At 46.6% G+C, this 25257-nt stretch carries 27 protein-coding genes and 1 pseudogene; 3 read left to right on the top strand and 25 right to left on the bottom strand.

Annotated features, from left to right (window positions below; all coding sequences use genetic code 11):
- Positions 1–2: 2 nt before the first annotated feature.
- The 6 genes from MBEAL2_RS09025 to MBEAL2_RS09000 form a co-directional block, all read right to left on the bottom strand.
- Entirely contained in the window at positions 3–1106 is a 1104-nt protein-coding gene (locus tag MBEAL2_RS09025; RefSeq protein ID WP_047151974.1) for a DegT/DnrJ/EryC1/StrS family aminotransferase, read from the bottom strand.
- Positions 1107–2108 (bottom strand): CgeB family protein, encoded by a 1002-nt coding sequence (locus MBEAL2_RS09020; protein ID WP_047151973.1) that lies wholly within the window; start codon positions 2106–2108, stop codon positions 1107–1109.
- Positions 2109–2129: 21 nt separating this feature from the next.
- Positions 2130–3425 carry a nucleotide sugar dehydrogenase gene (locus MBEAL2_RS09015; RefSeq protein WP_052947609.1) on the bottom strand — a complete coding sequence of 432 codons (1296 nt, stop codon included), beginning with the start codon at positions 3423–3425 and terminating at the stop codon, positions 2130–2132.
- A 53-nt stretch (positions 3426–3478) separates the two neighbouring features.
- On the bottom strand, positions 3479–4261 hold the full coding sequence (locus MBEAL2_RS09010) for a glycosyltransferase family 2 protein (RefSeq protein ID WP_052947608.1): 783 nt from the start codon (positions 4259–4261) through the stop codon (positions 3479–3481).
- The gene (locus tag MBEAL2_RS09005; protein ID WP_236692734.1) at positions 4233–5072 is read right to left on the bottom strand and encodes a glycosyltransferase family 2 protein; all 840 of its coding nucleotides are present in this window, start codon (positions 5070–5072) and stop codon (positions 4233–4235) included. The genes MBEAL2_RS09010 and MBEAL2_RS09005 overlap by 29 nt, the downstream gene beginning before the upstream one ends.
- A 192-nt stretch (positions 5073–5264) precedes the next feature.
- A complete protein-coding gene (locus tag MBEAL2_RS09000) occupies positions 5265–5705 on the bottom strand; it encodes a peptidylprolyl isomerase (RefSeq protein ID WP_047151972.1) in 441 nt (146 codons plus the stop codon).
- 182 nt (positions 5706–5887) lie between these two features.
- Here MBEAL2_RS09000 and MBEAL2_RS08995 point away from each other — a divergent pair, with 182 nt between their 5' ends.
- Complete coding sequence (locus MBEAL2_RS08995; RefSeq protein ID WP_236692745.1) at positions 5888–6400, top strand: N-acetylmuramoyl-L-alanine amidase family protein; 513 nt, start codon at positions 5888–5890, stop codon at positions 6398–6400.
- Between the two features lie 32 nt (positions 6401–6432).
- Complete coding sequence (locus MBEAL2_RS34465) at positions 6433–6588, top strand: hypothetical protein (RefSeq protein ID WP_236692733.1); 156 nt, start codon at positions 6433–6435, stop codon at positions 6586–6588.
- 28 nt (positions 6589–6616) lie between these two features.
- On the opposite strand, the gene MBEAL2_RS08990 is transcribed toward MBEAL2_RS34465, so the two are convergent.
- The 4 genes from MBEAL2_RS08990 to MBEAL2_RS08980 all read right to left on the bottom strand — a co-directional run bounded on the left by MBEAL2_RS08990 (position 6617) and on the right by MBEAL2_RS08980 (position 11801).
- Positions 6617–8008: an oligosaccharide flippase family protein gene (locus MBEAL2_RS08990; RefSeq protein WP_052947607.1), complete on the bottom strand. Its 1392-nt coding sequence runs from the start codon at positions 8006–8008 to the stop codon at positions 6617–6619.
- A 216-nt stretch (positions 8009–8224) separates the two neighbouring features.
- A complete protein-coding gene (locus MBEAL2_RS34335; RefSeq protein WP_439644846.1) occupies positions 8225–8572 on the bottom strand; it encodes an amidase domain-containing protein in 348 nt (115 codons plus the stop codon).
- Entirely contained in the window at positions 8479–9354 is an 876-nt protein-coding gene (locus MBEAL2_RS34330; RefSeq protein WP_052947605.1) for an amidase domain-containing protein, read from the bottom strand. Before MBEAL2_RS34330 ends, MBEAL2_RS34335 begins: the two co-directional genes overlap by 94 nt.
- A 200-nt stretch (positions 9355–9554) precedes the next feature.
- Positions 9555–11801 (bottom strand): glycoside hydrolase family 2 protein, encoded by a 2247-nt coding sequence (locus MBEAL2_RS08980; RefSeq protein WP_047151971.1) that lies wholly within the window; start codon positions 11799–11801, stop codon positions 9555–9557.
- Positions 11802–12016: 215 nt separating this feature from the next.
- Here MBEAL2_RS08980 and MBEAL2_RS08975 point away from each other — a divergent pair, with 215 nt between their 5' ends.
- The gene (locus MBEAL2_RS08975; RefSeq protein ID WP_047152046.1) at positions 12017–12451 is read left to right on the top strand and encodes an HIT family protein; all 435 of its coding nucleotides are present in this window, start codon (positions 12017–12019) and stop codon (positions 12449–12451) included.
- A gap of 68 nt (positions 12452–12519) precedes the next feature.
- Here the strand turns inward: MBEAL2_RS08975 and lysA are convergent, their stop codons facing one another.
- The 15 genes and pseudogenes from lysA to MBEAL2_RS08905 form a co-directional block, all read right to left on the bottom strand.
- On the bottom strand, positions 12520–13842 hold the full coding sequence (gene lysA / locus MBEAL2_RS08970) for a diaminopimelate decarboxylase (protein ID WP_047151970.1): 1323 nt from the start codon (positions 13840–13842) through the stop codon (positions 12520–12522).
- Positions 13843–14031: 189 nt separating this feature from the next.
- A complete protein-coding gene (spoVAEA, locus tag MBEAL2_RS08965) occupies positions 14032–14622 on the bottom strand; it encodes a stage V sporulation protein SpoVABEA (protein ID WP_047151969.1) in 591 nt (196 codons plus the stop codon).
- Positions 14623–14647: 25 nt separating this feature from the next.
- Entirely contained in the window at positions 14648–15064 is a 417-nt protein-coding gene (locus MBEAL2_RS08960; RefSeq protein WP_047151968.1) for a stage V sporulation protein AB, read from the bottom strand.
- Positions 15054–15674 (bottom strand): stage V sporulation protein AA, encoded by a 621-nt coding sequence (locus MBEAL2_RS08955; protein WP_047151967.1) that lies wholly within the window; start codon positions 15672–15674, stop codon positions 15054–15056. Before MBEAL2_RS08955 ends, MBEAL2_RS08960 begins: the two co-directional genes overlap by 11 nt.
- 83 nt (positions 15675–15757) lie before the next feature.
- Positions 15758–16513, bottom strand: a complete 756-nt coding sequence (gene sigF / locus MBEAL2_RS08950; protein WP_047151966.1) for an RNA polymerase sporulation sigma factor SigF — start codon at positions 16511–16513, stop codon at positions 15758–15760.
- Positions 16514–16524: 11 nt separating this feature from the next.
- Positions 16525–16953, bottom strand: coding sequence for an anti-sigma F factor (gene spoIIAB, locus MBEAL2_RS08945; RefSeq protein WP_047152045.1), 429 nt, complete (start codon positions 16951–16953; stop codon positions 16525–16527).
- A gap of 27 nt (positions 16954–16980) precedes the next feature.
- The gene (spoIIAA, locus tag MBEAL2_RS08940) at positions 16981–17331 is read right to left on the bottom strand and encodes an anti-sigma F factor antagonist (RefSeq protein ID WP_047151965.1); all 351 of its coding nucleotides are present in this window, start codon (positions 17329–17331) and stop codon (positions 16981–16983) included.
- 131 nt (positions 17332–17462) lie between these two features.
- Positions 17463–18645, bottom strand: a pseudogene (locus MBEAL2_RS08935) (D-alanyl-D-alanine carboxypeptidase family protein).
- 91 nt (positions 18646–18736) lie between these two features.
- Positions 18737–19765 carry an ABC transporter ATP-binding protein gene (locus MBEAL2_RS08930; protein WP_047151964.1) on the bottom strand — a complete coding sequence of 343 codons (1029 nt, stop codon included), beginning with the start codon at positions 19763–19765 and terminating at the stop codon, positions 18737–18739.
- A 14-nt stretch (positions 19766–19779) separates the two neighbouring features.
- Positions 19780–20775, bottom strand: a complete 996-nt coding sequence (locus MBEAL2_RS08925; protein ID WP_047151963.1) for an ABC transporter ATP-binding protein — start codon at positions 20773–20775, stop codon at positions 19780–19782.
- A gap of 24 nt (positions 20776–20799) precedes the next feature.
- Positions 20800–21732, bottom strand: a complete 933-nt coding sequence (locus tag MBEAL2_RS08920) for an ABC transporter permease (protein WP_052947604.1) — start codon at positions 21730–21732, stop codon at positions 20800–20802.
- Positions 21732–22661, bottom strand: coding sequence for an ABC transporter permease (locus MBEAL2_RS08915; protein WP_047151962.1), 930 nt, complete (start codon positions 22659–22661; stop codon positions 21732–21734). The genes MBEAL2_RS08920 and MBEAL2_RS08915 overlap by 1 nt, the downstream gene beginning before the upstream one ends.
- Before the next feature lie 134 nt (positions 22662–22795).
- Positions 22796–23437 (bottom strand): ABC transporter substrate-binding protein, encoded by a 642-nt coding sequence (locus MBEAL2_RS33545; RefSeq protein WP_269082457.1) that lies wholly within the window; start codon positions 23435–23437, stop codon positions 22796–22798.
- On the bottom strand, positions 23358–24482 hold the full coding sequence (locus MBEAL2_RS33540) for a peptide ABC transporter substrate-binding protein (RefSeq protein WP_052947602.1): 1125 nt from the start codon (positions 24480–24482) through the stop codon (positions 23358–23360). The genes MBEAL2_RS33545 and MBEAL2_RS33540 overlap by 80 nt, the downstream gene beginning before the upstream one ends.
- A 52-nt stretch (positions 24483–24534) precedes the next feature.
- Entirely contained in the window at positions 24535–25014 is a 480-nt protein-coding gene (locus MBEAL2_RS08905) for an Lrp/AsnC family transcriptional regulator (RefSeq protein WP_047151961.1), read from the bottom strand.
- Between the last annotated feature and the right edge of the window lie 243 nt (positions 25015–25257).

Genomic DNA, 25257 nt, shown 5'->3' with positions numbered 1-25257 from the left:
TTCTACTCACCCCCAAAACGGCGCAGCGTCTCGATAATATAATCCTGTTCACCTTCCAGCAGGAAAGGACTCATCGGCAGCGCCAAGAGCCGCTCAGACATTCTCTCTGTTACAGGAAAATCACCCGGCTTATACGAGAGATTGGAATACACTTCTTGAAGGTGAAGCGGGCACGGATAATAAACACCGCTCTGAATCTGGTGGCGGGTCAGCCATTTGATTGCTTCGTCCCGCCTGGAACTCTCAACACAGAAAAGATGGTAAATGTGTGTCCGATCCCGTTCTGCGGGGGCAATGTGCAGAAAGGATAGATTGTGCAGCTTTTGATGGTACCTTTCAGCTAACTCTCTTCTTTTTTCATTCCAGCTGTCTATTTTTTGTAAACAGAGCAGCAGTATAGCGGCATGCAATTCATCTAAACGGCTATTGGACCCGATAGAATCATGGTAGTATTTTTTTGTGCTGCCATGGTGGCGGAGTTTACGAATCCTTGCGGCGAGCTCTCCGTCTGATGTCGTAATCATTCCGCCATCTCCCATGGTCCCTAAGTTTTTCGTAGGGAAAAAGGAGAAACATGCAGCGTCTGCCAGGCTTCCAACCGGGCGCTCTTTATATGCAGCGCCAAAAGCCTGGCACGCGTCTTCAATGACGCGAAGGCCATGCTTGCGCGCGATCTGATTGATTTCATCCATATCAGCCGGCTGGCCGAAAAGATGGACAGGAAGGATCGCCTTTGTTATAGCTGTGATCCTCTCTTCTATTTTGCTTACGTCAATATTGTACGTGTCAGGATTAATATCCACAAAAACAGGAGTAGCCCCTACCCGCGAAATCGCTTCTGCTGTAGCAAAAAAGGTAAAGGGCGTGGTAATCACTTCGTCACCCGCTCCAATTCCATAGGCTTCGAGCGTGAGAACAAGCGCATCTGTGCCATTCGCTACGGAAACAACCTCACTGACACCTAACCTATGGGCAATCTTTTCTTCCAATTCGGCTACTTTAGGTCCAAGTATATAGCGGCCGTTTGTAATTACATTTTCCATCTCCCGTACGATGTCAGCTTTTATTGATTGAAATTGCCTTTGCAAATGAACCAACGGAATCATTTAGAAACTCACCTTCTTTTTTAAAATAGCCTTCTCCAGTTCCGGCCATATTTTCTTTAGTTGACGATCATACGTATAATTTTGAAGCACTTTTTCCCGGGCCCTTTCGCCGATTTCCTGCCTTTTTTCCGGCTGTGCTAAATAATGCGAAACAAGCTCGATTGTCTCTTCCGGACCACCTGATAACACAATGTCTATGCCATCTGAAAACAGGCGGCACAGCTCGGGTGTTTTGCTCGCAATCATGAATCCCCCTGCACCGAGAATTTCAAACGTTCGCTGCGTAACCTGATCCAGTGCATTCTGCACACCCAGGATCATTTTTGACTTATGGTAAATTTCTGCCGTATTTTTGTAGGGGAGAAAGCCATGTATCCATTCCTGCGGAATCTCAACTTCAAAGTGCCGGGCGATAACGTCTTGTTCCTCTTCCCAGCCGTATCCCCATATATCTGTTCGGATATTCGATTTCACAAGGGGGATAAGCAGTTGGCGCAAGCTGTCGTACCGGTATGTCTTTTCGCTAAGATGAGTCGTACCAATAAAGGAGATGTCATAATATTCATCGTTGGAAGGAGATTTTGCCGGAAAAAGGCGGGGATTGAAGCAGAAGTTTAAATAGCTGGCAGGAATGTTAATTGCCTGATAGCTTTCGGTACATTCAGGATGAATCGTCCATACGTAATCTGGTTGAACCCTCCGGACAAAAGGAAGAGACCATCTTTCGTGGTGAATTTTGTCTTCCGTTGCCCAGTACAAATGAAACACGCCATATTTCCGACAGATATCCGGAAGTGAATCGATGGAAGGAACGTAAAGCGGGCTGTCACATCCTGCGGTAATTAAAATATCCGGTTTAAAATGAGAAATCCCTTGCTCTATCTCCTCTATTCGCCATGATGATTGAAAAAAAATCTGATGGCCCAGCTGACCCAGCGCGTCACCCAAACTATTAATATAGTTAGAGCGGTGGTCTAAAAAAAAGATTTTGCACCCTTTCATTGTTTCCCCCCACCTATCCGGTTAAATACGAACGATGCGAGCATCCGATAAATGCTTCGTTGCATTACGCGTATCAATGACACGGCGGCTATGCTTGACAACCTGCTTCCAATCTACGAAGGAATGATCAACAAGAATGAGGGTGATATCAAATCCGCCTAATTCCTTTGCAGTTAATGAGAAGCGTTCCGTTCCCTGCCGGACATCCTCCAAGTAGACAGGATCATGTATCGACACCTTCATTCTCCTGTGCTGCAGCAGTTCAATTACTTTCAGCGAAGCCGACTCCCGAATATCATTCACATCTTTTTTGTACGTAAGACCGATAACGCCGATGTTTGCCCCCTGTTCGGGGATACTGTTAGCAGACAAAAGATCGGCTACCCGATGGACAATAAAATGGGGAATCATATCGTTAATAAGGCCGGCCTGGTGAATCATTGTAAGGGGAACTCCCTCCTGCATTCCTACCCACGACAGAAAAAACGGATCGACAGGGATGCAGTGCCCCCCTATACCGGCACTCGGATAATAAGGAGTGAAGCCCATCGGCTTTGTCTTTGCCGCCTCAATAACCTCCCACAGGTTGACCTTCATCTTGTTGGCAAGCAAATTCACTTCATTTATAAAGGAAATGTTAATCAACCGCTGGCTGTTTTCAATCATTTTTGAAAACTCCGCCACCCGGGGTGAAGACACCTGGACAACTTCCTTAAATACCGCGCTATACAAATCATCTACTCGTTTTAAGCACATGCTTGTTACACCACTAATAATTTTGGGAATTTGCGCAATGGACATTTCTTTATTTCCGGGGTCCACCCTCTCCGGTGAATAGCCAAGAAACAGATTTTCCCCTATTGTAAACGTTCCGTTTTCCAGAATAGGCTTCACATAATCTTCTGTTGTTCCGGGATATGTCGAACTCTCCAAAATAATTAATTGGTTTGACTGCAGGTGGGGGAGCATGTTTTGTATGGCGGAGTCGATGTAGGATAGGTTAGGCTTTCTATCATGCAGAGGAGTCGGCACGCATATAATCACACTGCCTGCCGATTGAACGGCAGCATAATCAGTCGTCGGGGTAAATCGCCCGCTTTCCATTAGGGCAGCAATTTCCCGGTCTTCCAGATCGGATAAATAGCTTTTTTTATCGTTCAATCGTTTAATCTTTCGGCCATCCAGGTCAATTCCAACTACGTAGCAGCCCTTTTTTACAAACAAGCCTGCAAGGGGAAGACCTACGTATCCCAATCCAATAACCGCTACAGACTTGCTGCGCGGCATATGTTCACCGTCTTTTTTTATGAGGCACATCCTATGTCCCTTCCTTTATTACCTGTTATATTTTTTAAGTCCCCCCATTTTTTCTACAGCGTATTAATGAAACTTCTCTTTCTAATTGTATCGGTGAGCAAGGAACGGCTCCCTCGTATCGATTGAACGTATTCCAGAGCTTCGAGGTGGTCGCCCAGTATCATATTTTCTACTTCATTTACTTCACCAAAATGAACGTCCCTTCGCCTGTTTGTTTTAAATACATTTACGCTGCCCCCATGCTCAATCTTTAATCCTTCCAGCGCAGCAATGGCCTGGGCTTTCGGGGGAACGGAAAGCTGCTCAAACCCGATGGCTTCTGCTGCTTCTTTCTTCATTGCGTGAGGAATTGCCGTAAGGGAAGAGTAGCCCAGATGCGGCAGCAGAAGTGCCCTGTTTAGAAAAGCTTTGGCCATGCTCACATAATCAATCATAGAAGAGCGTGTATAAAATAGGTTCAGGTTATTAAGCGCTATATCTGCCCCGGAATAGCATGCTGTGATAAAGGGGGCGAGTTCTTCTGCTTGAAAAGCAATATCGGCGTCCAGAAACAGCAGCACTTCCCCGGTCGCCTTTTGCGCGCCGATAGCCCGGCCAACGTCATGCCCTAATGTAAAACAATACGAGATACATTTCACATGCCGCTGCTGGCAGATTTCTTTTGTCTTATCGGTTGAGCCATTTTCAATGACAATAATTTCTTTTGGAAATAGAGCATATAAATTCGTAAGCAGTGGACCTATTGTTTCTTCTTCATTTCGTGCGCATACAATAATAGAAAGCTTTTGTGAGTTTTGCAGCAGAAGTTCAAGATTTTTCAGCCCTTCCATTACCATTCATCGCCTCCTGCCCCGCATGAACAGTTGTTTCTTCCTCACGTTCTGCGCATAAAACGTCCCTTTTTCGCAAAAAATCCGTGAATCCTCCCCTCTTTCCCTGGGATGAAAGTAAATAAGCAATCGCCTCGCAGTGGTCGCCAAGCACAAGATTCGTAACTTCCTCTCTGCGTGCCGCTCGCTTCTTATTTAATTTTGCTACATTGATTGTATCTGTCCTTGCAATTTTAAGTCCGGCAATGATCGCCTTTACCTGTGCCTGCGGGGGAACGGCCAGCGATTCATATCCAATAACTTCAAGTGCCCTTCTGCTTATCGCATGGGGAACCGTTGTCATCGAGCTCCCTTGTAAATCGGGGCGGCCGGCCATTTTATTTAACAGCCTTTTTGCCTGTGACGTTGAATGAATCGTCGTCTCCGTCCGGGATCCTGAATAGCCATTTAGCACAAGATCTGAGCCGCTCTTTACCTCCGTCACGTATTTGCACAATAAAGCAGCAGGGATAGTAAAATCAGCGTCAATAAACAACAGAATGTCACCCCTGGCATGTTTCGCGCCGATGGCTCGCCCAACATCAAGGCCGACTGCCTCTTCAATCACAAGGACCCTCGCCCCTGACTTTCTTGCTAAAGCCGCTGTTCTATCCGTTGTGCCGTTACAAACGACAATCACTTCCGTCATATCAGGCGAAATGCTTTTCGCTCCCCGGATGACCTGCACAATCGTTCGCGATTCATTTTTTGCCGGTATGATAACCGATACGAGTGGCGAACGTGAAACCTTCTCAATTCCCACGTCCCCTATCTTCACCTGCCCCATCTCCTTGTCTAAATTTATTTCCAATTCGTTCCTTACATACATTATGCCATTTGCTACCATATGGCACGGCGATTGTCCTGTGATAGATAAATATATGCACATAAGAAAGAGAGAGCCTTTTACAGCTCTCCCTTTACCTCCTTGCTTATTCAATTGCTCAGGTATCGAATACCTTAAGCTTTCTTATTCTGCATCAAATACTTCTACTTTCTCCATTTTATCTCCATTTCGCATAGCCTTAGCAGTCTCAAGGCCTGAGGTAACTTTACCGAAGACAGTATGGACGCCATTCAGATGGGGCTGCGGCTCATGGACAATAAAGAACTGGCTGCCGCCTGTATCTTTTCCTGCGTGTGCCATGGACAGGGAACCTGCCTCATGCTTATGAGGATTTCCTTGCGTCTCACACTTGATTGTGTAGCCTGGTCCACCCGTCCCGGTTCCATTTGGGCATCCCCCCTGTGATACAAAACCAGGGATGACTCTGTGGAAATTAAGGCCATTATAAAAGCCCTCATTAGCCAATTTCTCAAAGTTAGCTACTGTGCCAGGAGCCTCATTAGGGTAAAGTTCAAATTCAATTTTTTCTCCATTCGTCATCTGGATATATCCTTTTTTAGCCATTAGCAACATCTCCTTTATATGTAAATTCAATTGGTCAATCTTTATCATATCATTATTTGAAACATAAAGAAAAGGGAGGGGCTGCTTAGCTCCCTCCATTTACCAGAAGTAATCATATGAAATAAGGGCAAAGTAAGCACACGATCCTAGGTTCTGCAAAAAGGAGGAGCGGACAGTTGATTATGAAAAGCTTACTTGGTGCATTTATCCTTCTCCTCATCACTTTTCCCCTTCCTGTGAGCGCTTCACACAGTATCCACACCCCGGTTGATATCCTGATTGATGTCGGGCACGGAGGAGTTGACGGAGGAACATCGTATGGGGACGTGGTGGAAAAAGATATTACACTGGAGATTGCAACGATATTGTACAAACAGCTGGCAAAGAAAGGCTACACGGCTGCCATTAACCGGACAGGCGATTACGGGCTAAGTGAAGAGAACGGATGGCTTAAAACCGATTCGCGGCATCGAAAAGATTTGGCCCAGCGAAAACACCTGGCAAAGGAGCTGGCGCCAAAAATCATGGTCAGCCTTCATGTCAATTTCTCTCCCCGTTCCTCGGACAGAGGAGCCCTCGTGTTATATCAAAAAAACAACCAGAGCTTCATGCTTGCGGATATGGTCCAGCATTCATTAAATAATTTGTACAAAACGTCGGAGCTTCCCCGGAAGAGAAGGAGTTATACATACTGAACCACTCTATATGCCCGACTGTGCTTATTGAGATGGGATACATTAATAACAAGCAGGACTTAAAGCAGTTGACGGATCCGGCGCTTCAGCAGCACCTGGCCCACTCTATAGCATCGGCTATTGATTCTTACTTCTTGCTTCTGAATGACAGCCCGTCAATCGATCCGCCATCAGGAGCGAAGCCGTAGCAGTTAGTTGCACCCCGTCGTTCCTTTGCTAGGTAAACAATTTCAAGTTATTCATTTTTAGAAAACGAAAAATAAGATACGCGGTCACTCCCCCGTAAAAAACAAGCATGTGTGCTGCGTACCGAACAAACTCCAGAAGAGGAGGACTTACATGAAGCATAAAGTAATTTATCGCAAGATAGTATGCAAAACCGCCAAAAAGTAATAGCAGTGTTTCAAAAATCAAAGGAATCAATAAGAATATGGCCCTGTTGTCCCGTTTCAGAACCGCCATATTCCAGATTACTGCGACCACTTCCATTGAGAGAATTCCAATGACTGCCCCCTCATATCCAAACCCCGGGATTCCACTCAGCAAATAGCAAAGGGGAATCGAAACGCATGAACCGAGAATCAAACCGATGATGGGATCTTTCTGCCGCTCCTGTGCCCATAAAATCGTTGTTGTAATTTCGCGTACCCCTGTAAGCACTGGGATCAATGCCATATACCGGACCGCCATCACAGCCTGCTCGGTGCCGAATAACAAGCGGGAAATCTCATAAGGGTAAAGATAAAGGAAGAGAGAAGAGCCAATTCCCCACATCCACCCGAGGTTAATCGCCAGCTGGCACCGCCGCAAAAACTGCTTGCTTTTCTTATTTTTCCAATCCCCTGTAATTTTCGCTGCCAGCGTATGGGACAGAGCGGCCGTAATTATCGTCGGGAGATGCACGACCGTTGTCGCCATTCCTGCAATTTCACCGAATACGGCAGTCGACTGGGAAACCGTAAGGCCCGAGGCCTGCAGGCGGTGCGGAATAATAAGGACGTCCAAAAACTCCAGCGCTGGAACGATAAGGCGTGTCGTTAGAATCGCCAGCGAAGCCTGGAAAAGCAAAGAAAAAAGGGCCGGCGTACTTATCGTTGTCCTCTCCCCGCGTTTTCCGGCGATGTGAGCAGGGTTGTCTCTAAGAAGGATAAGCAGGAAAAGCAGCGCGACAATCCCGCCTGTAAATGCCCCGAAAACCGCCCCGCCTACGGCAAATCCATTCCCATAGCCCACCCAGAGAGCCGCAAGTGCCAGCATTGTTACGACGCGAACTACCTGCTCAATAATTTCTGAAATGGCGATAGAGCCGTACAGTTCCATTCCTTGAATGAATCCACGGGTAAGAGCGAGGAGAGGAGCGATAACAAGCGCCGGAGCGATACACTGGATGGCGGCGGTTAACTGAGAATCCCCCAGATAAAGGGCAATATCCGGGGAGAACTTATAAGCCAAAAACCCGATGACCATTCCTAAGATCCCCAGTAAAGAAAAGGAAAGTTTAAAGAGCCTGGCTCCCTGATTTGCATTTTTTGCTGTCATCAAAGAAAGAGCAGTGGGAAATCCACCAGCAATCAGGGTGAGGATTAATCCGTAGAACGAGTAGGCCATCTGGTATAAACCTACCCCTCCGCCCCAAGCAGTCGAAACAAAGGGATTCGAGCAAGAGCACCTAGCACCTTTACAATAAAAATGGCACCTGTTCGAAGTGCCATTTGCTGCAAAAAAATCGGAAGCCTCATTTTCCCCCTCCAACTCCCACCGAAGCGTTGTCCTACTCTAAAATATGACACGTGCGCTGGGAGTATGTCTTAGAGGGGAAAATGATCAGTCTCTGATATGAATGAGCACAAATTTATTCGTCTTATCCCACCCCAAATCCCAGGGAACATGATATCTGTCCCCTGTGTGAGAGTCGACAAGGGGGTATCCATTGCTGTCTCGCTCTACAACGATAGAGAAATGATCGACATCGCCGTGTGCTTCGTACCCAATTAAATCTCCAGGTTCCAGTTCAGCGAGAGCGCCTTCAGGGTGGCGGGAGGTTGGCTTTAGAAGATCAGGCAGGAAGCCCCGGGCAATCATCTTTCCATACCCGCTCCAAAGAAGAAAGTTTTTGAATGCATCTGTTTGGACCCAGGCTGTGCTCCCCCCTGCCTGTACCTGTAATACCATCCCCCCTGCATAGGCAGGCCTCCCCCTTCTTCCTTATCACCAAGAACCTGGGAGGCGAAGTTTGTACAATCTCCACCTATATAGTGGTAATCCTTATACTTACGGTTATACCTATTGTTATTCCCTGCTCCCCATGCAATTCCGGCATATTTATCAGCGTAGGCTACCGCTTTTTCCCTATCATACCTTCTTCCTGTCCCCATCCGCTTTTTTTGCAGAGTGGATTCCGTCTGATGGCTTTGGCGTGAACTCTGTACAATGCCGTCCGCAACCAAACGCTCATCCCCTTCAAGCGGATCGGAGTACCATTCCCTTAAGATATTCCAATTATTGTTAACCTTTTTTAACGTAATGCCGTGACGCGTTCCAACTCCAAACGACTGAGGCTTCAACTGTTTCCCCTCGTACTCATATGTGAGTTTTAAGGAATACAGTAACGACACTTTTGCCGTGTCTCCCTGTACATTTGTACGGACAATCCGGGTGTCTCCTACGGCTTCGGTAAATTTTACCCCCCTTTTTTTTGCCCAGGTACTCATATATTTAGCCCTTGTTATTTCATATTCCATTGCGTAACGACTTGACTTTTTACCGGTCGCATAGAAACTCTTTATCGTCTCCGGATTTTGATCAAGGATTAACCCGTTGCGTGCCTCGAAAACATTTTTTAAAAAGGAAGATATTTCCTCCTTTTGGTCAGGTACATTTTCTGCCAAAGCGGATACAGGGCACGTAAAAAGAAAAAGAGACAGCATAAAACAACAAATCATCCTATGTACCATTATATATTCCTCCCTTATTTTTCCATTACAATTGAAAATAAATTATAGAGATTAGCGTTCTCCTTGCTTTTTCTGTGTTAAAACCCTTCATCTAGTTTGCTCAGGTTGTGCAACTGTAGTAACGGAAATTTCAGGGAGAAAAAAAAAGCCGCCATAATTGAGGCGGCTTTTTCCATTCTGTATTTATTTAAGCATCCTGATTATAAACCTACCTTTGCTCTAGCTGCTGTTTCGATTTCATTTTCACTCCGCTTCGGAAAAATCACTTTATCATTGCGGGCAACTATGCAGCCGTTTTGATCGCGCAGTTCTCCTTCGATTTTAAGGATCCGGTGGTGGGCTGGTACCTTGATAGATGCCCTGTCGAAGCAGCGGGAGGAGTCCTCTTCAATCACCGGTGCAAGCACGATTCGTTCCTCAACAACGGTTCCGTTTTCATCCAGGAGACGGTATGAGACCTCATGCCCTTCCAGCTCCCTTCGGAAATCGTTCACAATCCACGCTTCCATTGTTACACGCGTGCTTTGTTCCCCTGCTTCCATCTCGCCCGCAAAGGAAAGCTGCAACGGCTCAAAAGCTTTTGCTACAGCGTAAAACGCCCGTTTCGGTTTCCGGTAGTAATCAATAATAGACCAGTCAATGGCCGGCCACGTATTTACGAAGTGGAATTGCAGGATCCCACTTACGTTTTTATACTTCTTTCTCCGCAGCGCTTCCGTGTGTTCTTTATAAAACCGGACCTGGTATTCCTGTGTGCGCTCAATCATCTCGGTAAGCGTAGCGGGATAATCTCCCATCATTTTCGTATAAATGTTATCTTGAAAGCCGCGCATCCGCCATGCGTCCAGATCCGCCGGCCACAGCTTCTCTTCAGAAATAAACTTGCGCAGCGATTCCTCATCCGGCAGCGACTGGGTCCCATACTCGGTTATGAAGAGGGGGTTGTAATGCTCGGCGTCGTTGATTTCACCCCAGTACCAGCCAACCCAGTTTACACTTAAATGGTTGGGGACATAGTCAGCGAAATCATCCCACGTTGCAAAAAAATCAGGAAGCTTCCCTTCGGCGGCGAGTACCGAGTTTCTGTGAACCGGGCGCGTCCTGTCATTTTGCTGCACCGTGCGCAGCAAAACGCTATCAAGCTTATTGTAGTCGTGGTACCGGGATTCGCTGTGACAGCACCACAATACTACAGACGGGTGATTGTACAGCATGCGGACGAACCTCGCGCTCACATCCGCCGCCCGGTTGATGAATTCTCCATCTGACCGGTATCCCCATTGGAACGGAAGATCCTGAAAAACTAACATGCCCTGTTCGTCGCAAAGGCTGTAGAACTCTTCACGTTCAGCGTGGGCAAACAGGCGGGTCATGTTCATGTTCGCCTGCGCCATCAGGTCAAGGTCCGTCTTATAGCCTTCCTCATTCATTATGGAGAGGAACTGGTCCGATACATAGTTGTTTCCTTTAATGAAAAGGCGCTTTCCATTCAAATAAAGGCCCCATGATTCATCAAGCTTTATTTCCCGGATGCCGAACGTGTGCGTCCGCGAATCAAGAAGCTTTTCATTCTGCCATAGTTCTGTGACGGCCTGATACAGATGGGGAGTACCGAGTTCCCGGCTCCACCACAAACGCGGCTGCTCCACCGTGAGCCTCGTTGTATGCTGGAGAGTACCCGGGCACTGCATAACGGTCTCTGTGAGAGAAATTATTTCATCGCCCACAAAGTTGTGTGGAATTACGCGTGTGCGAATTTCAAGCTCCTGTTCGAACCATGCCTCATTCTCGATTGAAATGTCCACATATACATTTGCTTTTTCATAATCGTCCTGCAGAAGGCTTGTAACGCGGACGTTATGAATGTTAGCCGCAGACTTCTGCAGCAAGCGAACACCCTGCCAGATTCCTCCCGGATTTATGAGCGGGTTTGGATACTGAGCATTCGCAGCCGAAGGCACCTCGGGACAATCCTTCAGCCCTTCCTGCCTGACGGGAAGGCAATCCCAGTGGTAAAGCCCCCCCTTGGCAATCGCTTTGCGTTCCGGGTTGTTATCTATAGTTGAAGTTACTTTTACAATGAGCTCATTATCCTGCTTTTCATGCAGTATATCGGTTACGTTGAATTGAAAACTGTCGAAGTCTCCTTCATGCGCCCCAAGGTAAATGCCATTCAGCCATGTTTCCGAGAAATAGTCAACAGCGCCGAAATAAAGATAAAAGCAGGTTCCGGCCTGCTTTTCAGGTGCGTTAAACTTCTTCCGGTACCACATGACACCCTGATGGTCTTCGAATCCGGCCTTCTGCCAGTGAGAAGGAACCATAATGTCATGCCATATCATATCATTTGAAGCATATACAATTTGATTTTCAATGCTGCCTTCCAGCACATTATCCACGTCAGGCAGGCATTGCCATATGCCATTTAAGTTTAACTCTTGATGCATCGTCGTCCACCTCAATCTGAGGAATTAATCAGGTGATAACCCGTCATTTTTTATCTGTTTTACCTATTGTTATGCTGTATATTTGTACTATATAAGGATGCGGCACCCTTGTCCAGCAAAAAAATCATACAGGAGTGCAGCTGTAAAACAACCGTTTCAATTCCGGGCAAGTGGGTGGTAAAATAAAGGGAACACAAAACAGAAAGGGTGATCGTATGTCACTTGATTCCACTTGTATTTTTTGCAAAATCATTCAGGGAGAAATTCCATCCGCAAAGGTTTATGAAAATGAAAAGGTGCTCGCCTTCCTCGACATTAGCCAGGTTACAAAAGGGCACACACTCGTGATCCCTAAGGTTCATATGAAGGATATTTTTGAAATGAGTACGGAAGTGGCTGCAGACCTGTTCAGCGTAGTTCCTGAGATTGCCTCCACCATTAAAAAGCAGTGTAACGCCGATGGCGTAAATGTGTTGAACAACAATGGGGAAACGGCAGGCCAAACTGTATTCCATCCTCATATTCACATTATTCCGAGGTATGGCAGACAGGACGGATTTCACCCAACGTTCCAGGAAAATAACAACAAATATACAGGCGAAGATTTGCAAAAAATCGCCGCTCAAATCGCGGCCGGATTCGAATTATAACGCAGGGTACATACATAAAACAGGCAGGACGCCTCATGCGTCCTGCCTGTTTTTTATTGCCTGTAGATTTATGATTTACTTAACACGTTCTGGCGAACCCGATCCATTCTTACAAGGTCTTCGTATGATTCTCTTTCCACAACCAGCTCCGCGCGGCCGTCCTTCACGAACACAACCGCAGGACGCCGGATCCGGTTATAATTATTAGCCATTGAATAACCGTACGCACCGGTGCATGACACCGCCAGAATGTCCCCTGGCTTTGCTTCGGCAAGCGGGTAATCCCAGATAAGCATATCTCCGCTTTCGCAGCACTTCCCTGCAATCGATACAACTTCCTCCGCATCGTCCGCCGCTCGGTTCGCGAGCAGCGCTTCATACTTCGCCTGATATAACGCCGGACGGATATTGTCGGACATTCCTCCGTCAATCGCTACGTACTTGCGGATGCCGGGAATGTCTTTAACGGAGCCAACCGTGTACAGTGTCGTCCCCGCATCGCCCACAATGCTGCGGCCGGGTTCAATCCATATTTCAGGAAGGGGATAGTTCCTCTCAGTGAACTGTTTCTTCACTTCCGCCGTGATGACCTTAACGTATTCACCTACCGGAAGCGGGTCATCCTCCGCCGTATAACGGATGCCAAATCCGCCCCCAACGTTCAATACTTTAACTTCGTAGCCTGTTTCTTTGCGGACGTCCTCTAAAAAGCTGCCCAGCACTTCAACCGCACCGACAAATCCGGCCGTTTCAAAAATTTGTGAACCGATATGGGAATGAATACCGAGGAGCTTATAATTGGGTTTATCGAGCGCAATTTTAACAGCCTGCAGGGCGTGCCCGCTGCTCACACCGAATCCGAATTTAGAATCATCCTGTCCGGTGGAGATATATTCATGCGTATGGGCTTCAATCCCGGGTGTCAGGCGAAGAAGAATAGCAACAGTTCGATTCTGTTCGCGAGCCAGTTCATGCAGAAGCTCCAGTTCCAGGAAGTTATCGACAACAAAGCAGCCAATCCCCGCTTCCAGCGCCATTGCCAGCTCTTCCAGCGTTTTGTTATTGCCGTGGAAATGAATGCGTTCAGCGGGGAACCCGGCCTGCAGCGCTGTATAAAGTTCACCGCTCGACACGACATCAAGCGACATATTTTCCTCCTCCACAAGCTGGCACATAGCCATGCACATAAACGCCTTGCCAGCGTAAGCTACTTGAAAAGGAACTCCGCTCTCCCGAAACGCTTCCACAAAAGCACGGCATTTGTCCCTGATAAGCACTTCATCGTATACGTATAGCGGTGTTCCGTACTGCCGTACAAGCTCCACAGTATCGCAGCCGCCGATTTCCAGGTGGTTCCGCTCGTTAATTCTGCTTGTTCCATGTAAAAACACAATGGTTCCCCCTTACATGCATCTCTTTATATAATGAAAGAAAGGCACCTGACAATTGATTACGTCAGCTGCCGCTACTAAGCTACGTCTGTGCCTGTTTATGCGCAAACTTTATTATGCAAAATTCCCTGCCCTATATGAATATCTTATACCGTACCACATTCAATCAGGCAATGACAACCCTAATTTTTATGTGCCTTCCGGTTGTAATGACCTGTAGCCGCTCTTTTCAAGAATGTACTCCACGGCTTTCGTCGTAATCGGACAGCCGTAACAGTGATCATCACGGCCCCTCATTTTCCCAATATCCCCGATTCCAACAATGACAGGAAGTTCGAGCATGTTCAGCACATCTACTGTGTCTCCCACAATATATGCCGTTGTCCCCCTCTCGACGACCCCATTTTTGTCAACGCGGTGTTTGACTTTCCTGCCATGCCTGTCGATACATATATCCACTTCTACACCATGTGCACCTTCCGTTTTAGAGGCAACGGCAACCGCTCCCAGCACTTCAATATCCGGGTGGGTAGAAACATAATAGAGCGCTTGCTCTCCCTTTCCCATGTAGGAATTGCCGTTATCATCGAACATGACAAGCACCGGGTCGTACAGCGCCTGTTTAATGAGTGCAACGAGCTGCGGCCCATCGAGCGGGGTTGGATTTCCGGAAGAACGCGAAATGCACCGCCCCCCGATTCTTCGCGCTACCTCTTCGACCGTACGCTTTGCTGCAAGGTCGCCGTCTGTTATTAAAATCACTTTGCGTTTAGTTTTCATGTGGCACCTATAAATGCTCCCTTCCTTATTTTGCAAAAAACAGCCAGTGAAACAAAGAACCCGCTATTTTTCCAAAGGCCATTGCAATAATAAACAAATATAGATATTCGTACATATGCATTCGCTTGGCAAGAATCGGAATCACGTTCAGCACTTCTGTCAGGGCTGCTGCCAGCAGTCCGACAAACAGCCCCATAAAAAAGCCGGGTATGCTTAGCCAAACCGGCTGCAGCCCAAGCATAGGCGAGAAAAAATCAAACAGGGTCGCAAACAAAGTACCCAGGACAACGGACCACTGGAAATAAATAATGTACCGGTTTGACTTCGTAATCTGTACCAGCCGGGGAATCAAATCAAGCACGGTCAGGAGGGCGACGGTCCCGCTCCCAACGATTAATCCGCCGCTCAGCCCGACAATCACCAGGAGCAGTTTACCGATCATGACGCTCTCCCTCCTTCTTCTCATGCGTAATAACATACTGATCAAGGTTTTGCTGGTACAAGAACATTTCAAGTTCCAGTGGGCTTGGTTCTTCATTAAATCGCTTGCGAAAAACGTGGTTAAAAAATAAAATCATTCCCGCCCCCACTCCGATGGAATACGGGATTTGAATGATTAATGGATGTTCGTTCTTTGCTCCTGTCACTAACTCGTACAGCCGCTGGTGAACCTTCATCATACTGACATCCGTATGAAAATTCATGATCGCAAGGCCGGATCCAATAAAAAGAACAATCCAAATGAACGCCACAAGAAGGATATTCATTTTTCTTTTCGGGTATACAATTTCAACAAGCGTTTGCTGTGAGCCCACAGGACAGACAACAAGACCGGGATCAAGTGTATGGATTACCTGAATTACCTGTATGACATCAACGACGTGCCGATTCCCGTCCCGTATGCTTAACATGTGAAGCGGCAGTCCGCGGATTGCTTGTTCCTGCTCACTGTTTGTAACGAGCTCAGCTACATGGTGGATACGTATTGTCTGCTTCGGCGGAAGTTGAACCTTTGCTTTTAGTTTAAGATAAATGTGGTCGCCCTCAGCCATACATCAACCCTCCTCATGTATGCCTATTATTTGTTTCCTGCATAGCTCCTATGCCTGTAGAAAGAAAAAGACCAGACGAGAGGCTACCTCTCGATCTGGTCTTTCATGGCACGCAATATTTTCTTCTCCAGCCTTGATACCTGAACCTGGGAAATACCGAGCCGCTCAGCGACCTCTGACTGTGTTTGGTCCTTGTAATAACGCAAATAAACGATAAGCTGTTCCCGCTCGGACAGCTTGCTAATGGCTTCTTTTAAAGCCAGCTGGTCGAACCATTTATTTTCGTCTTTGTCTGAAATCTGATCCATGAGCGTAATGGGGTCGCCGTCATTCTCAAACACGGTTTCATGAATGGAGGAGGGGGCACGATTTGCCTCCTGCGCATAAACGACTTCCTCCGGGGTTAGCTCCAGAACATCCGCAACTTCTTTCACTGTAGGGAGTCTGCCCAGTGTCTTGGATAATTCATCCTTCGTTCGCCGAACTTTATGGGCAATTTCTTTGAGCGTCCGGCTTACCTTTACCGTTCCATCGTCCCGCAGAAAGCGCTGGATTTCTCCAATAATCATAGGCACAGCATACGTTGAGAATTTAACATCAAAACTTAAATCAAACTTATCAATGGCCTTTAAAAGTCCAATGCAGCCGATTTGGAATAAATCGTCTGCTTCATACCCGCGGTTTAAAAAACGCTGGACAACGGACCATACCAGGCGAATGTTGCTGTTTACCAATGTATCTCGTGCTGTTGAATCTCCCGCCTGACTTGCAGCAAGCAACTGTTTTACCTCTTTATCTGACAAATAAGGATGATTGGCATTCCTTACATTGGTCTCCATTGGCATATCTCCTAATTACACAACGCTTCATTCTTTGTCAGTTTCTTTACTAAACGTATTCTGGTTCCCATTCCGATTTCAGTTGTAACTTCCATTTCATCTGTGAAATTTTCCATAATCGTAAAGCCCATACCCGAACGCTCCAGCTCCGGTTTGGTTGTAAACAGCGGCTGTTTTGCCTCTTCAAGATTAGCGATCCCGATTCCATTGTCCTCGATAACGATTTCAATCGCTGTATGGTCATAAGAAGTGACAATGCTAACCGTACCATTCTCATCTCCCTCATACCCGTGGATAATGGAATTGGTAACGGCTTCAGACACAACAGTCTTAATCTCCTCGACTTCCTCAAGGGTAATGGGAAGCCTCGATAAGAAAGAAGCAACAGCAATGCGGGCAAACCCTTCATTTTCGCTGCGAGCTGCAAAAGCCAGTGACATGAAGTTCCGCTCACTTTTGTTTATCACTTAAGCCACCCCCAATACAAGGAGAGCTTCCTGCTCGGATTCCTTGATTTTTATAATTTTAAACAATCCCGAAAGCTCAAACAGACGATAAATCACCGGGTTAATCGAGCAGACAACCATGTCTCCGCCACGTGCTGTAATTTGTTTGTAGCGGCCTAAAATCACACCGAGACCGGAACTATCCATGAAATCAAGATGAGCCAGACTTAATAAAATATGGTGAATATCAGCTTGCTGTATGTGCTGCTCCATTTCAACGCGCAGTTTATCAGCCGTGTGATGATCCAATTCCCCATCCAGCCTTACAATTAAAACTTCGCCAATCGTCTCCATGTCCACTCGTAAGCTCATGCTCAGCCCACTCCTTCACTAAAGGTGATAAATGGGAGATTCTACAGCTGGACTGGCAATTCCTGCCCTCCGACAAAACTAGAAAAAAACCGGGAAAAGGCGTCATATTTCTTCCTTTCCCGATTTTGTTTTTATCCTCCGAACATTTTTCTCGTTGTTCTTTTCATGAGGTCCCACCAGTTCGCTTGTTCTACGCTGGAAGCCGCCACAAGGTCAACCGTGCTGACTGTTTTGCCGTCCTTTCGGATGACGATTTCGCCCAGTTTGGCCCCTTTCTTTATAGGTGCGACAAGCTGGCCATTCAGCTGGACAACCTTCTCGTAGTGTTCAGCCTTTTTCGCCTTTTTTCACAAGCATACTGAACCGGTAGGGAACAACCACATCCACTGTCTCCTGCTTGCCCTTGCCAACCCGCACGGTTTTTACGACTTGTTTTTCCTTATAGAGCGGCTGGCTGTCATATTGATTAAACGCATAATCCAGCATCGCGCTTACTTCCTGGTTGCGGATTTTGGAATCAGGCTCCCCCATAACGACAGAAATAGCCCTCATGTTTCCGCGTTTTGCCGTTGCTGTGAGACAGAATTTCGCTTCGGACGTGTACCCCGTTTTCAATCCGTCCGCCCCTGTATAAAACCGGACGAGGCGGTTTGTATTCACAAGCCAGAAAGGTTTTTTCGAATCTTTGCGCAGGTAGTCCTGGTATAAGCCTGTATATTTTGTAATCTCTTCATGCTTCAATAGTTCACGTGACATTAAAGCGATATCGTGTGCAGATGAAACATGGCCGGCTACGGGAAGCCCATTCGCATTTTTGAACACCGTGTCGTCCATTCCAAGCTGCTTTGCACGTTCATTCATCTTCTTGACAAAGGCCTCTTCGGTTCCGGCCAGGTGTTCAGCCATCGCCACGGACGCATCGTTTCCGGAGGCAAGTGCAATGCCTTTTAGCATGTCATTTACGGTCATCTCTTCTCCCGGTTCCAGGAAGATTTGCGATCCGCCCATGGATGCGGCATATTCACTTGTCCGGATTTTATCTGTCATTTTCAACTCACCACGGTCTAGTGCTTCCATAATAAGCAGCATGGTCATCACTTTAGTGATGCTTGCAGGCGGAAGTGATTTATGCCCGTTTTTCTCATACAGAATCGTCCCGGTATCCCTATCTATTAAAACAGCCGACACCGCATTTGGCGCAAGATCAACACCTTGCTTCGCAGGCACTTTCGCCTTTTCCACCGCCTGGGCAATGCTGCTGATCGAGGGAAAGAATAATGTGAAACACAGCAGTACAACAGGTAACTTCTTCATGCAATAGACCCCTCCATTCAGACTTGTTACCTATTGTCGCCAGCAAGTTTGCCATTATATACCTTTAAAGCAGAAAAAAGTTCTGCGGTGCCTAAGGCCGCAGAACTTTATTTCCCATTACTTCTTCATTATATAAGTGGCAGGCCACGAAATGATCCGGTTTTACTTCCTGCCATACCGGTTCTATCTTCGCACATGACTCCATCGCGCGCGGACAGCGTGTGCGGAAATGACAGCCGCTTGGCGGATTCATCGGGCTTGGTACATCCCCTTCAAGCACAACACGCTGGCGTTTTCTTTCCACTTCCGGATCCGGAATCGGGATCGCGGATAAAAGCGCCTGGGTGTATGGGTGAAGCGGGTTCTCGTACAGTTCTTCACTCGCTGACAGCTCGGCCATCTTACCCAGGTACATAACAGCAACCCGATCACTGATATGTTTAACCATGGATAAATCGTGGGCAATGAATAAATAGGTAAGACCAAATTTGTCCTGTAAATCACTTAATAAATTCACTACCTGTGCCTGAATAGAAACATCAAGCGCAGAGATCGGTTCGTCACATACGATGAACTTAGGCTCAACGGCAAGTGCGCGCGCAATCCCAATCCGCTGGCGCTGCCCGCCGGAGAATTCATGAGGAAAACGGTTGATATGCTCCGGTCTTAGACCGACCAGCTTCAGCAATTCCTGAATGCGTTCCTTCCGCTTTGCCCCGGAAGCAAGGTGATGAAGGTCGAGCGCTTCGCCGATAATGTCTTCAATGGTCATTCTTGGATTTAAAGAAGCGTACGGATCCTGGAAAATCATCTGCATATCCCGGCGCAGTTTCTTTAATTCACCGGAACCTGCTTTGTGAACATTTTTCCCCTCAAACCATACTTCTCCTTCAGTCGCATCATAAAGGCGCAGGACGGTTCTCCCCATTGTTGATTTACCGCAGCCTGACTCACCTACGACACCGAGCGTTTCTCCCTTTTTTATCGTAAAGGAAACATCGCTGACTGCTTTGACAACGCCGCTTCCCGTATTAAAATACTTCTTCAGGTTGCGTACTTCAACAAGGGCTTCCTGGTTATTTTTCGTCTTCACGGGGGAATTATTTAGTATTACTTTCATTTATGCCCCTCCTCTTATTTTCCTGCTGCCACTTTCGCCATTGGATGGTGAAGCCAGCAGGCGGCAAATTGTTGTCCACCCATGTTTTCCAGCTGCGGCTTGTGGTCCTTGCAGACGTGCATCGCATAGTCGCACCGTGCATAGAACGGGCAGCCGACAGGCGGGCTAACCAGATCCGGTGGTGTGCCGATAATCGGTTTTAACGGTTCGTTTTTATTCATATCAAGGCGCGGGACTGACTGTAAAAGCCCTTTTGTGTAGGGATGCTCCGGACGATAAAAAATATCGTCTACTGTTCCGCTTTCTACTACTTCTCCTGCGTACATAACGATAACCCGGTCGCACATTTCAGCAACAACACCTAGGTCGTGTGTGATTAGGATGATAGACGTTCCAGTCTTTTCTTGAAGTTCCCTCATTAAATCAAGAATTTGCGCCTGGATCGTAACGTCCAGTGCCGTTGTCGGTTCATCCGCGATGAGAAGCTTCGGCCTGCAGGCAAGCGCCACAGCAATCATGGCACGCTGCCGCATCCCGCCGGAGAATTCGTGCGGATACTGGTTTGCCCGCTTATCCGGCTGTGGAATTCCTACAAGCTTAAGTGCATCCACGGCACGCTTATGAGCTTCAGAACGCGACAGCTTCTGGTGCTTAATTAGGCTCTCTGCAATCTGCTGTCCCACCTTCATTGTGGGGTTTAAAGACGTCATCGGATCCTGAAAAATCATCCCGATGTCATTCCCGCGGATTTTCTCCATTTCTTTTTCTTTCTTCTTTAACAGGTCCTGGCCATTAAAAACAATCTGTCCCTGTTTATAGTGGGCAGGCGGCTTCGGAATCAACTGCATAATCGATTGAGCGGTTACGCTTTTCCCACAGCCTGATTCCCCTACGATTCCGACCGTCTCGCCTTTTCTCACTTCAAAGTTTATACCACGTACCGCCTGTACTTCGCCCGCATACGTGTGAAAGGATATATGAAGATCTTTGACCTCTAATATATTTTCCATCGGTGTTCCACCTTCTTTATCACTTTATTTACGCATTCTTGGATCAAGTGCATCGCGCAATCCGTCTCCAAACACGTTAAACGCAAACATGGCCAATGAGATGAGGAGTCCCGGTATAAATAGCTGATATACGGTTCCAATCAATAAACTATCGAGCGAATCACTTGCCATCGTGCCCCAGCTTGCCTTCGGTGCCGGGATTCCGAGCCCGAGGAAGCTTAAGGTCGCTTCATTAAAAATCGCAGTTGGGATGGTTAATGTCATATTTACGAGAATCGGGCCCATTGTATTCGGGATAATATGCTTTTTAAGCACCCACCACGTACCGGCACCCAGCGCCATGGAAGCGTGAACGTATTCCAGCTCTTTTAACTGGAGCACCTGGCCGCGCACCAGGCGTGCCATCGGAATCCAGCCTGTTAGCGACATGGCAATAATAATCGTCCAAAGCCCCGGTCCCATAACAACCATCAATAAAATAACCATCAGAAGGTAAGGGATGCCGTATAATACCTCGGCAATGCGCATCATAATATTATCGATGCGCCCGCCTTTCAATCCGGAAATCCCTCCATAGACGACACCGATAACGAAGTCAAGGAATGCGGCCATAAAACCGATAAACAGGGAAATTCTTGCTCCATACCAGGCACGGGTAAACAAATCACGCCCCGCACCATCCGTACCAAACCAGAACTTTGCATCGCCCGGCTCTATGTTTTGTGAAGCGAAGTCCTGTTCATAGTACGTGTGGCCGCTGATCATTGGACCGATAATTGCCATAATAACGAGTCCCACAATGGTGAACATACCAAGCATCGCTAATTTATTCAGCCGCAAACGGCGCCATACATCCGCCCAATAGGAGATGCTGCGGCGCTGAATTTTTTCAGCGTCTTTAAAATTATCAGGTGCGGGCTGGAACATTTCAGGAGTTAATTTTAGATCTGGCTGCATTACTTGTTCCCCCCTGTCAGCTTAATCCGCGGGTCAACCCATGTATAGGCAATATCCACAATGAAAATCAGGAAGATAAGGATTGCGCTATAGAAAACGGTAGAGCCCAGAATAACGGGATAATCACGGTTGAAAATCCCCTTTACAAACAAGTCGCCCAATCCAGGAATCGCAAAAATACGTTCAACAACAAAGCTTCCCGTTATCGTATTTGCCGCGATAATTCCAAGTACGCTTACGACCGGAAGAATCGCATTTCGGATCGTGTGCTGTAAAATGACAATAAAACGGGTTAATCCTTTAGCCTTAGCGGTTTTAATATAGTCCTGATTTAATACTTCAAGCATACTGGAACGCATTAAGCGTGCGATGAACGCCATCGGCAGCGCGGCGAGTGCAATCGTAGGCAGAATCGTATTCATGAAGGTTCCCCATCCTGCCGCAGGAAAAATCGGATTGTTCACCGATAAGTAGTTAATGAGTAAGCTGGCGAGCACAAAACTAGGAACAGAAATCCCTACAATTGCTAAAATCATCGAAACATAGTCCGGCCATTTATTATGAAAGAGGGCAGCTGTTACACCGAACAATACTCCGAAAACGACCGCAACAACAATCGCCTGAAGGCCGAGCTCTAACGATACAGGAAATCCCTGTACGATCATGTCGTTCACTGTCTGGGTTTCCGACTTAAGAGACGGACCGAAATCAAAATGAAGCAGCGCTTCCAAATAGAGTCCATACTGAACAATTAACGGCTTATCCAAATGGTAATATCTCACCAAGTTTTGATAAACAGCCGGCGGCATATTTCCTTCCTTAGCGAAAGGATCCCCGGGGATAATATGCATGAGAAGAAAGGTAAGTGTTACTACTGCCCACAGCGTTAACAGCGCCCATCCAAACCGCTTTATTATATACGTAAACACTGGCGTACCTCCAAATCTATCAAATCATTCGTTTATATTAACGCTTGCTTTCTTTTTTCTTTAATAGACAGCTTAGCTTTTAATAAGGGTATGCCCACACTTAGGCATACCCTTACCATGCTGTGTATAATGTATTACTTTGTAATTTCCGCGTACATTACGTCCGGATAACGGTTAGAGGTACAGAACACACCTTTAACATTTGATTTTACAGCATATGGCTGCGTATAGTAGTAGATCGGAATAAGCGGCATTTCTTCAACGAGAATTTTCTCAGCATCATGCATGTATTTCAGACGTTCTTCCGGGTTTAATGCTTCATTTGCTTTTTTAACTAAATCATCATACTGCTTGTTGTTGAAACCAGAGAAGTTCTGTGTGCTTGTTGAAATTTGCTGTCCGAGGAATGTCATCGGATCGATGTAATCCCCATTCCATCCGTCACGTGTGATTGCATAATCATGTTTATGGTTGCGTTCGAGCCTTACTTTCATTTCTACGTTTTCGAGTGTAACGTTAAGGCCGAGATTCTTACGCCACATTTCTTGAACCGCTTCAGCAATCTTCTTGTGAAGGTTCAGTGTGTTGTAAAGAATAGGGATTGGCGGCATCGCTGTGATGCCTTCCTCTTTCATGCCTTGTTCCAACAATTTTTTAGCCTCTCCAACATCTTCCTTGAAGAGAGCCCCTGTATTATCAGCAAATTCCTTGCCGTTTGGCTCTACATAGCCGTAAGGAACATAGCCGTATGCCGGTTTTTGTCCACCCTGTGCAATTTTTTTCCGTAATGGTTTTACGGTCGATTGCCATCGCGAGTGCCTTACGAATGTTCTTATTCTGCAGTACTTTGTATTTCGGATCTTTAGACTTTAAGTTGACGTCGTAATAGTATGTTCCGAAGTTCGGCTGTGGGATTACAGTCGGATCTTTTGCCGCCAGCAGCTTACCGGTAACTTCAGTCGGCATTGGGAAAGCTACGTCCAACTGTCCGGATCTATACATCTGGTAAACCGTATTCTCATCCTGAACGATAGCCCAATCGATTTCGTCTAACTTGATCTTATCTTTATCATAGTAGTTTTCATTTTTAACCATCTTCATGCTTTGCTTGTGCTTCCACTCAGTAAACTTGAACGGTCCATTGGAAACGTATGTTTTCGGATCATCTGCCCATTTCGGGTTAGCTTCCTGAACCTTCTTGTCCACAGGGTAGAAAGTAGCCTGCGTTAACACGTCCGTAAAAAACGGAGTTGGATTTACGAGCTTAACTTCAAGCGTCTTATCATCAAGCGCTTTTACGCCAACAGCATCCTCTAGCTTCTTCAGCTTTGCCGCGTCTTTTTCTGTAGAAGTGTTATAAGCTTCTGCTCCCTGGATAAACATCATCTGATAAGAGTACGGAGAAGCAGTTGCGGGGTTGATCACATACTTCCAGGCATATTCAAAATCGTGGGCTGTTAGCGGGTCTCCATTAGACCATTTCAAGCCATCGCGCAGGGTAAACGTATAGGTTTTTCCATCCGCGCTTACTTTCGGGTCTTCTTTCGCCATACCCGGTACGATTTTTGCCTCCGGTGTCTTCGTCATGAGCCCTTCCATCATGTGTTCAATCGGATATGTTTCAGTCATGGCCTCGGCTTTACCTGGGTGCAATGTGCCTGGCTCATCACCGTCGACGATGCGGATAACTTGCTTCACATCTGAACTTCCAGCCTGCTGGCTTCCGCCGCCGCTTGTCTGCGCAGAGTTTCCGCCGCAGCCCGTAAGCGCAAGAGACATGGTGAGCACCACGCTTGATAAAACTGCAAAAGGTTTCTTCACTGCATTAACCTCCATATTGTTTAAATTTATATGAGCTAGGACCTATGTAAGTTTATGAGCCTACCGTGTCCTGTAACCCCTCAGTTGGAACATACGAGAATGAATCCTTATACTGCTTTAGTTCAATCGAAACCTCGGCAGAAGCGATTCCTTCGATTCTTGAAAGATCTTCATTGACAAAGGCAACGAGATCTTCGTTGGAACGAAAATAGGCCTGAATAATCAGATCGTTTCGGCCGGAAAACGCGCCGATAAAGCGAACCGCTCTTAGCTTGCCCAACTGTTCGGCAACTTTTTCCTGCTGCCCCAGCTTTGTCGACATGCTGATAATGGCCTGTACATGCAGCCCTACCTTAAGAGGATCAGTATGAATAATAAATTGGAAAATGCCATCTTCCAGCATCCTGTTAATTCGTGACCGAATCGTTCCCTCACTGACTCCAAGGTTTTGTCCCATATCAGTATATGCACGGCGGGCATCAAACTGAAGCATTTGAACAATCTGAAAATCAAGTAAATCTAGTTTTCTCAATTAGGCACCCCCTCTCGGCCCTTCAGCCTGCGGATATGAATAATCATTCAGAAAGCTTCGCAATTACGATTATAGCACTCTTTTCAGAAATATCTACGCTTTTCGAAAGAAAGTTTTCTGAATAAGCATTATAAATATAAAATAATTAATAGTTTTTGTAAATAGAAAATCCTATAATTTTTCATTTAGAAAACGCTTGCAAATAAACGATTGCCAGGGGGTTATTACAAAAAAAGAATCTCC

Source organism: Aneurinibacillus tyrosinisolvens, assembly GCF_001015055.1.
Classification (GTDB): Bacteria; Bacillota; Bacilli; order Aneurinibacillales; family Aneurinibacillaceae; genus Aneurinibacillus_A; species Aneurinibacillus_A tyrosinisolvens.
Note: the sequence above shows the minus strand (reverse complement) of the source record. Positions and strands in the feature narration are given on the sequence as shown.

What these genes read in the sequence shown, in the direction of transcription:
- MBEAL2_RS09025 (WP_047151974.1), bottom strand. Translation starts at nt 1,106, where the DNA reads ATGATTCCGTTGGTTCATTTGCAAAGGCAATTTCAATCAATAAAAGCT.
- MBEAL2_RS09020 (WP_047151973.1), bottom strand. Translation starts at nt 2,108, where the DNA reads ATGAAAGGGTGCAAAATCTTTTTTTTAGACCACCGCTCTAACTATATT.
- MBEAL2_RS09015 (WP_052947609.1), bottom strand. Translation starts at nt 3,425, where the DNA reads ATGTGCCTCATAAAAAAAGACGGTGAACATATGCCGCGCAGCAAGTCT.
- MBEAL2_RS09010 (WP_052947608.1), bottom strand. Translation starts at nt 4,261, where the DNA reads ATGGTAATGGAAGGGCTGAAAAATCTTGAACTTCTGCTGCAAAACTCA.
- MBEAL2_RS09000 (WP_047151972.1), bottom strand. Translation starts at nt 5,705, where the DNA reads ATGGCTAAAAAAGGATATATCCAGATGACGAATGGAGAAAAAATTGAA.
- MBEAL2_RS08995 (WP_236692745.1), top strand. Translation starts at nt 5,888, where the DNA reads ATGAAAAGCTTACTTGGTGCATTTATCCTTCTCCTCATCACTTTTCCC.
- MBEAL2_RS34465 (WP_236692733.1), top strand. Translation starts at nt 6,433, where the DNA reads ATGGGATACATTAATAACAAGCAGGACTTAAAGCAGTTGACGGATCCG.
- MBEAL2_RS08990 (WP_052947607.1), bottom strand. Translation starts at nt 8,008, where the DNA reads ATGGCCTACTCGTTCTACGGATTAATCCTCACCCTGATTGCTGGTGGA.
- MBEAL2_RS34335 (WP_439644846.1), bottom strand. Translation starts at nt 8,572, where the DNA reads ATGGTATTACAGGTACAGGCAGGGGGGAGCACAGCCTGGGTCCAAACA.
- MBEAL2_RS34330 (WP_052947605.1), bottom strand. Translation starts at nt 9,354, where the DNA reads ATGGTACATAGGATGATTTGTTGTTTTATGCTGTCTCTTTTTCTTTTT.
- MBEAL2_RS08980 (WP_047151971.1), bottom strand. Translation starts at nt 11,801, where the DNA reads ATGCATCAAGAGTTAAACTTAAATGGCATATGGCAATGCCTGCCTGAC.
- MBEAL2_RS08975 (WP_047152046.1), top strand. Translation starts at nt 12,017, where the DNA reads ATGTCACTTGATTCCACTTGTATTTTTTGCAAAATCATTCAGGGAGAA.
- spoVAEA (WP_047151969.1), bottom strand. Translation starts at nt 14,622, where the DNA reads ATGAAAACTAAACGCAAAGTGATTTTAATAACAGACGGCGACCTTGCA.
- MBEAL2_RS08960 (WP_047151968.1), bottom strand. Translation starts at nt 15,064, where the DNA reads ATGATCGGTAAACTGCTCCTGGTGATTGTCGGGCTGAGCGGCGGATTA.
- MBEAL2_RS08955 (WP_047151967.1), bottom strand. Translation starts at nt 15,674, where the DNA reads ATGGCTGAGGGCGACCACATTTATCTTAAACTAAAAGCAAAGGTTCAA.
- sigF (WP_047151966.1), bottom strand. Translation starts at nt 16,513, where the DNA reads ATGGAGACCAATGTAAGGAATGCCAATCATCCTTATTTGTCAGATAAA.
- spoIIAB (WP_047152045.1), bottom strand. Translation starts at nt 16,953, where the DNA reads ATGTCACTGGCTTTTGCAGCTCGCAGCGAAAATGAAGGGTTTGCCCGC.
- spoIIAA (WP_047151965.1), bottom strand. Translation starts at nt 17,331, where the DNA reads ATGAGCTTACGAGTGGACATGGAGACGATTGGCGAAGTTTTAATTGTA.
- MBEAL2_RS08930 (WP_047151964.1), bottom strand. Translation starts at nt 19,765, where the DNA reads ATGAAAGTAATACTAAATAATTCCCCCGTGAAGACGAAAAATAACCAG.
- MBEAL2_RS08925 (WP_047151963.1), bottom strand. Translation starts at nt 20,775, where the DNA reads ATGGAAAATATATTAGAGGTCAAAGATCTTCATATATCCTTTCACACG.
- MBEAL2_RS08920 (WP_052947604.1), bottom strand. Translation starts at nt 21,732, where the DNA reads ATGCAGCCAGATCTAAAATTAACTCCTGAAATGTTCCAGCCCGCACCT.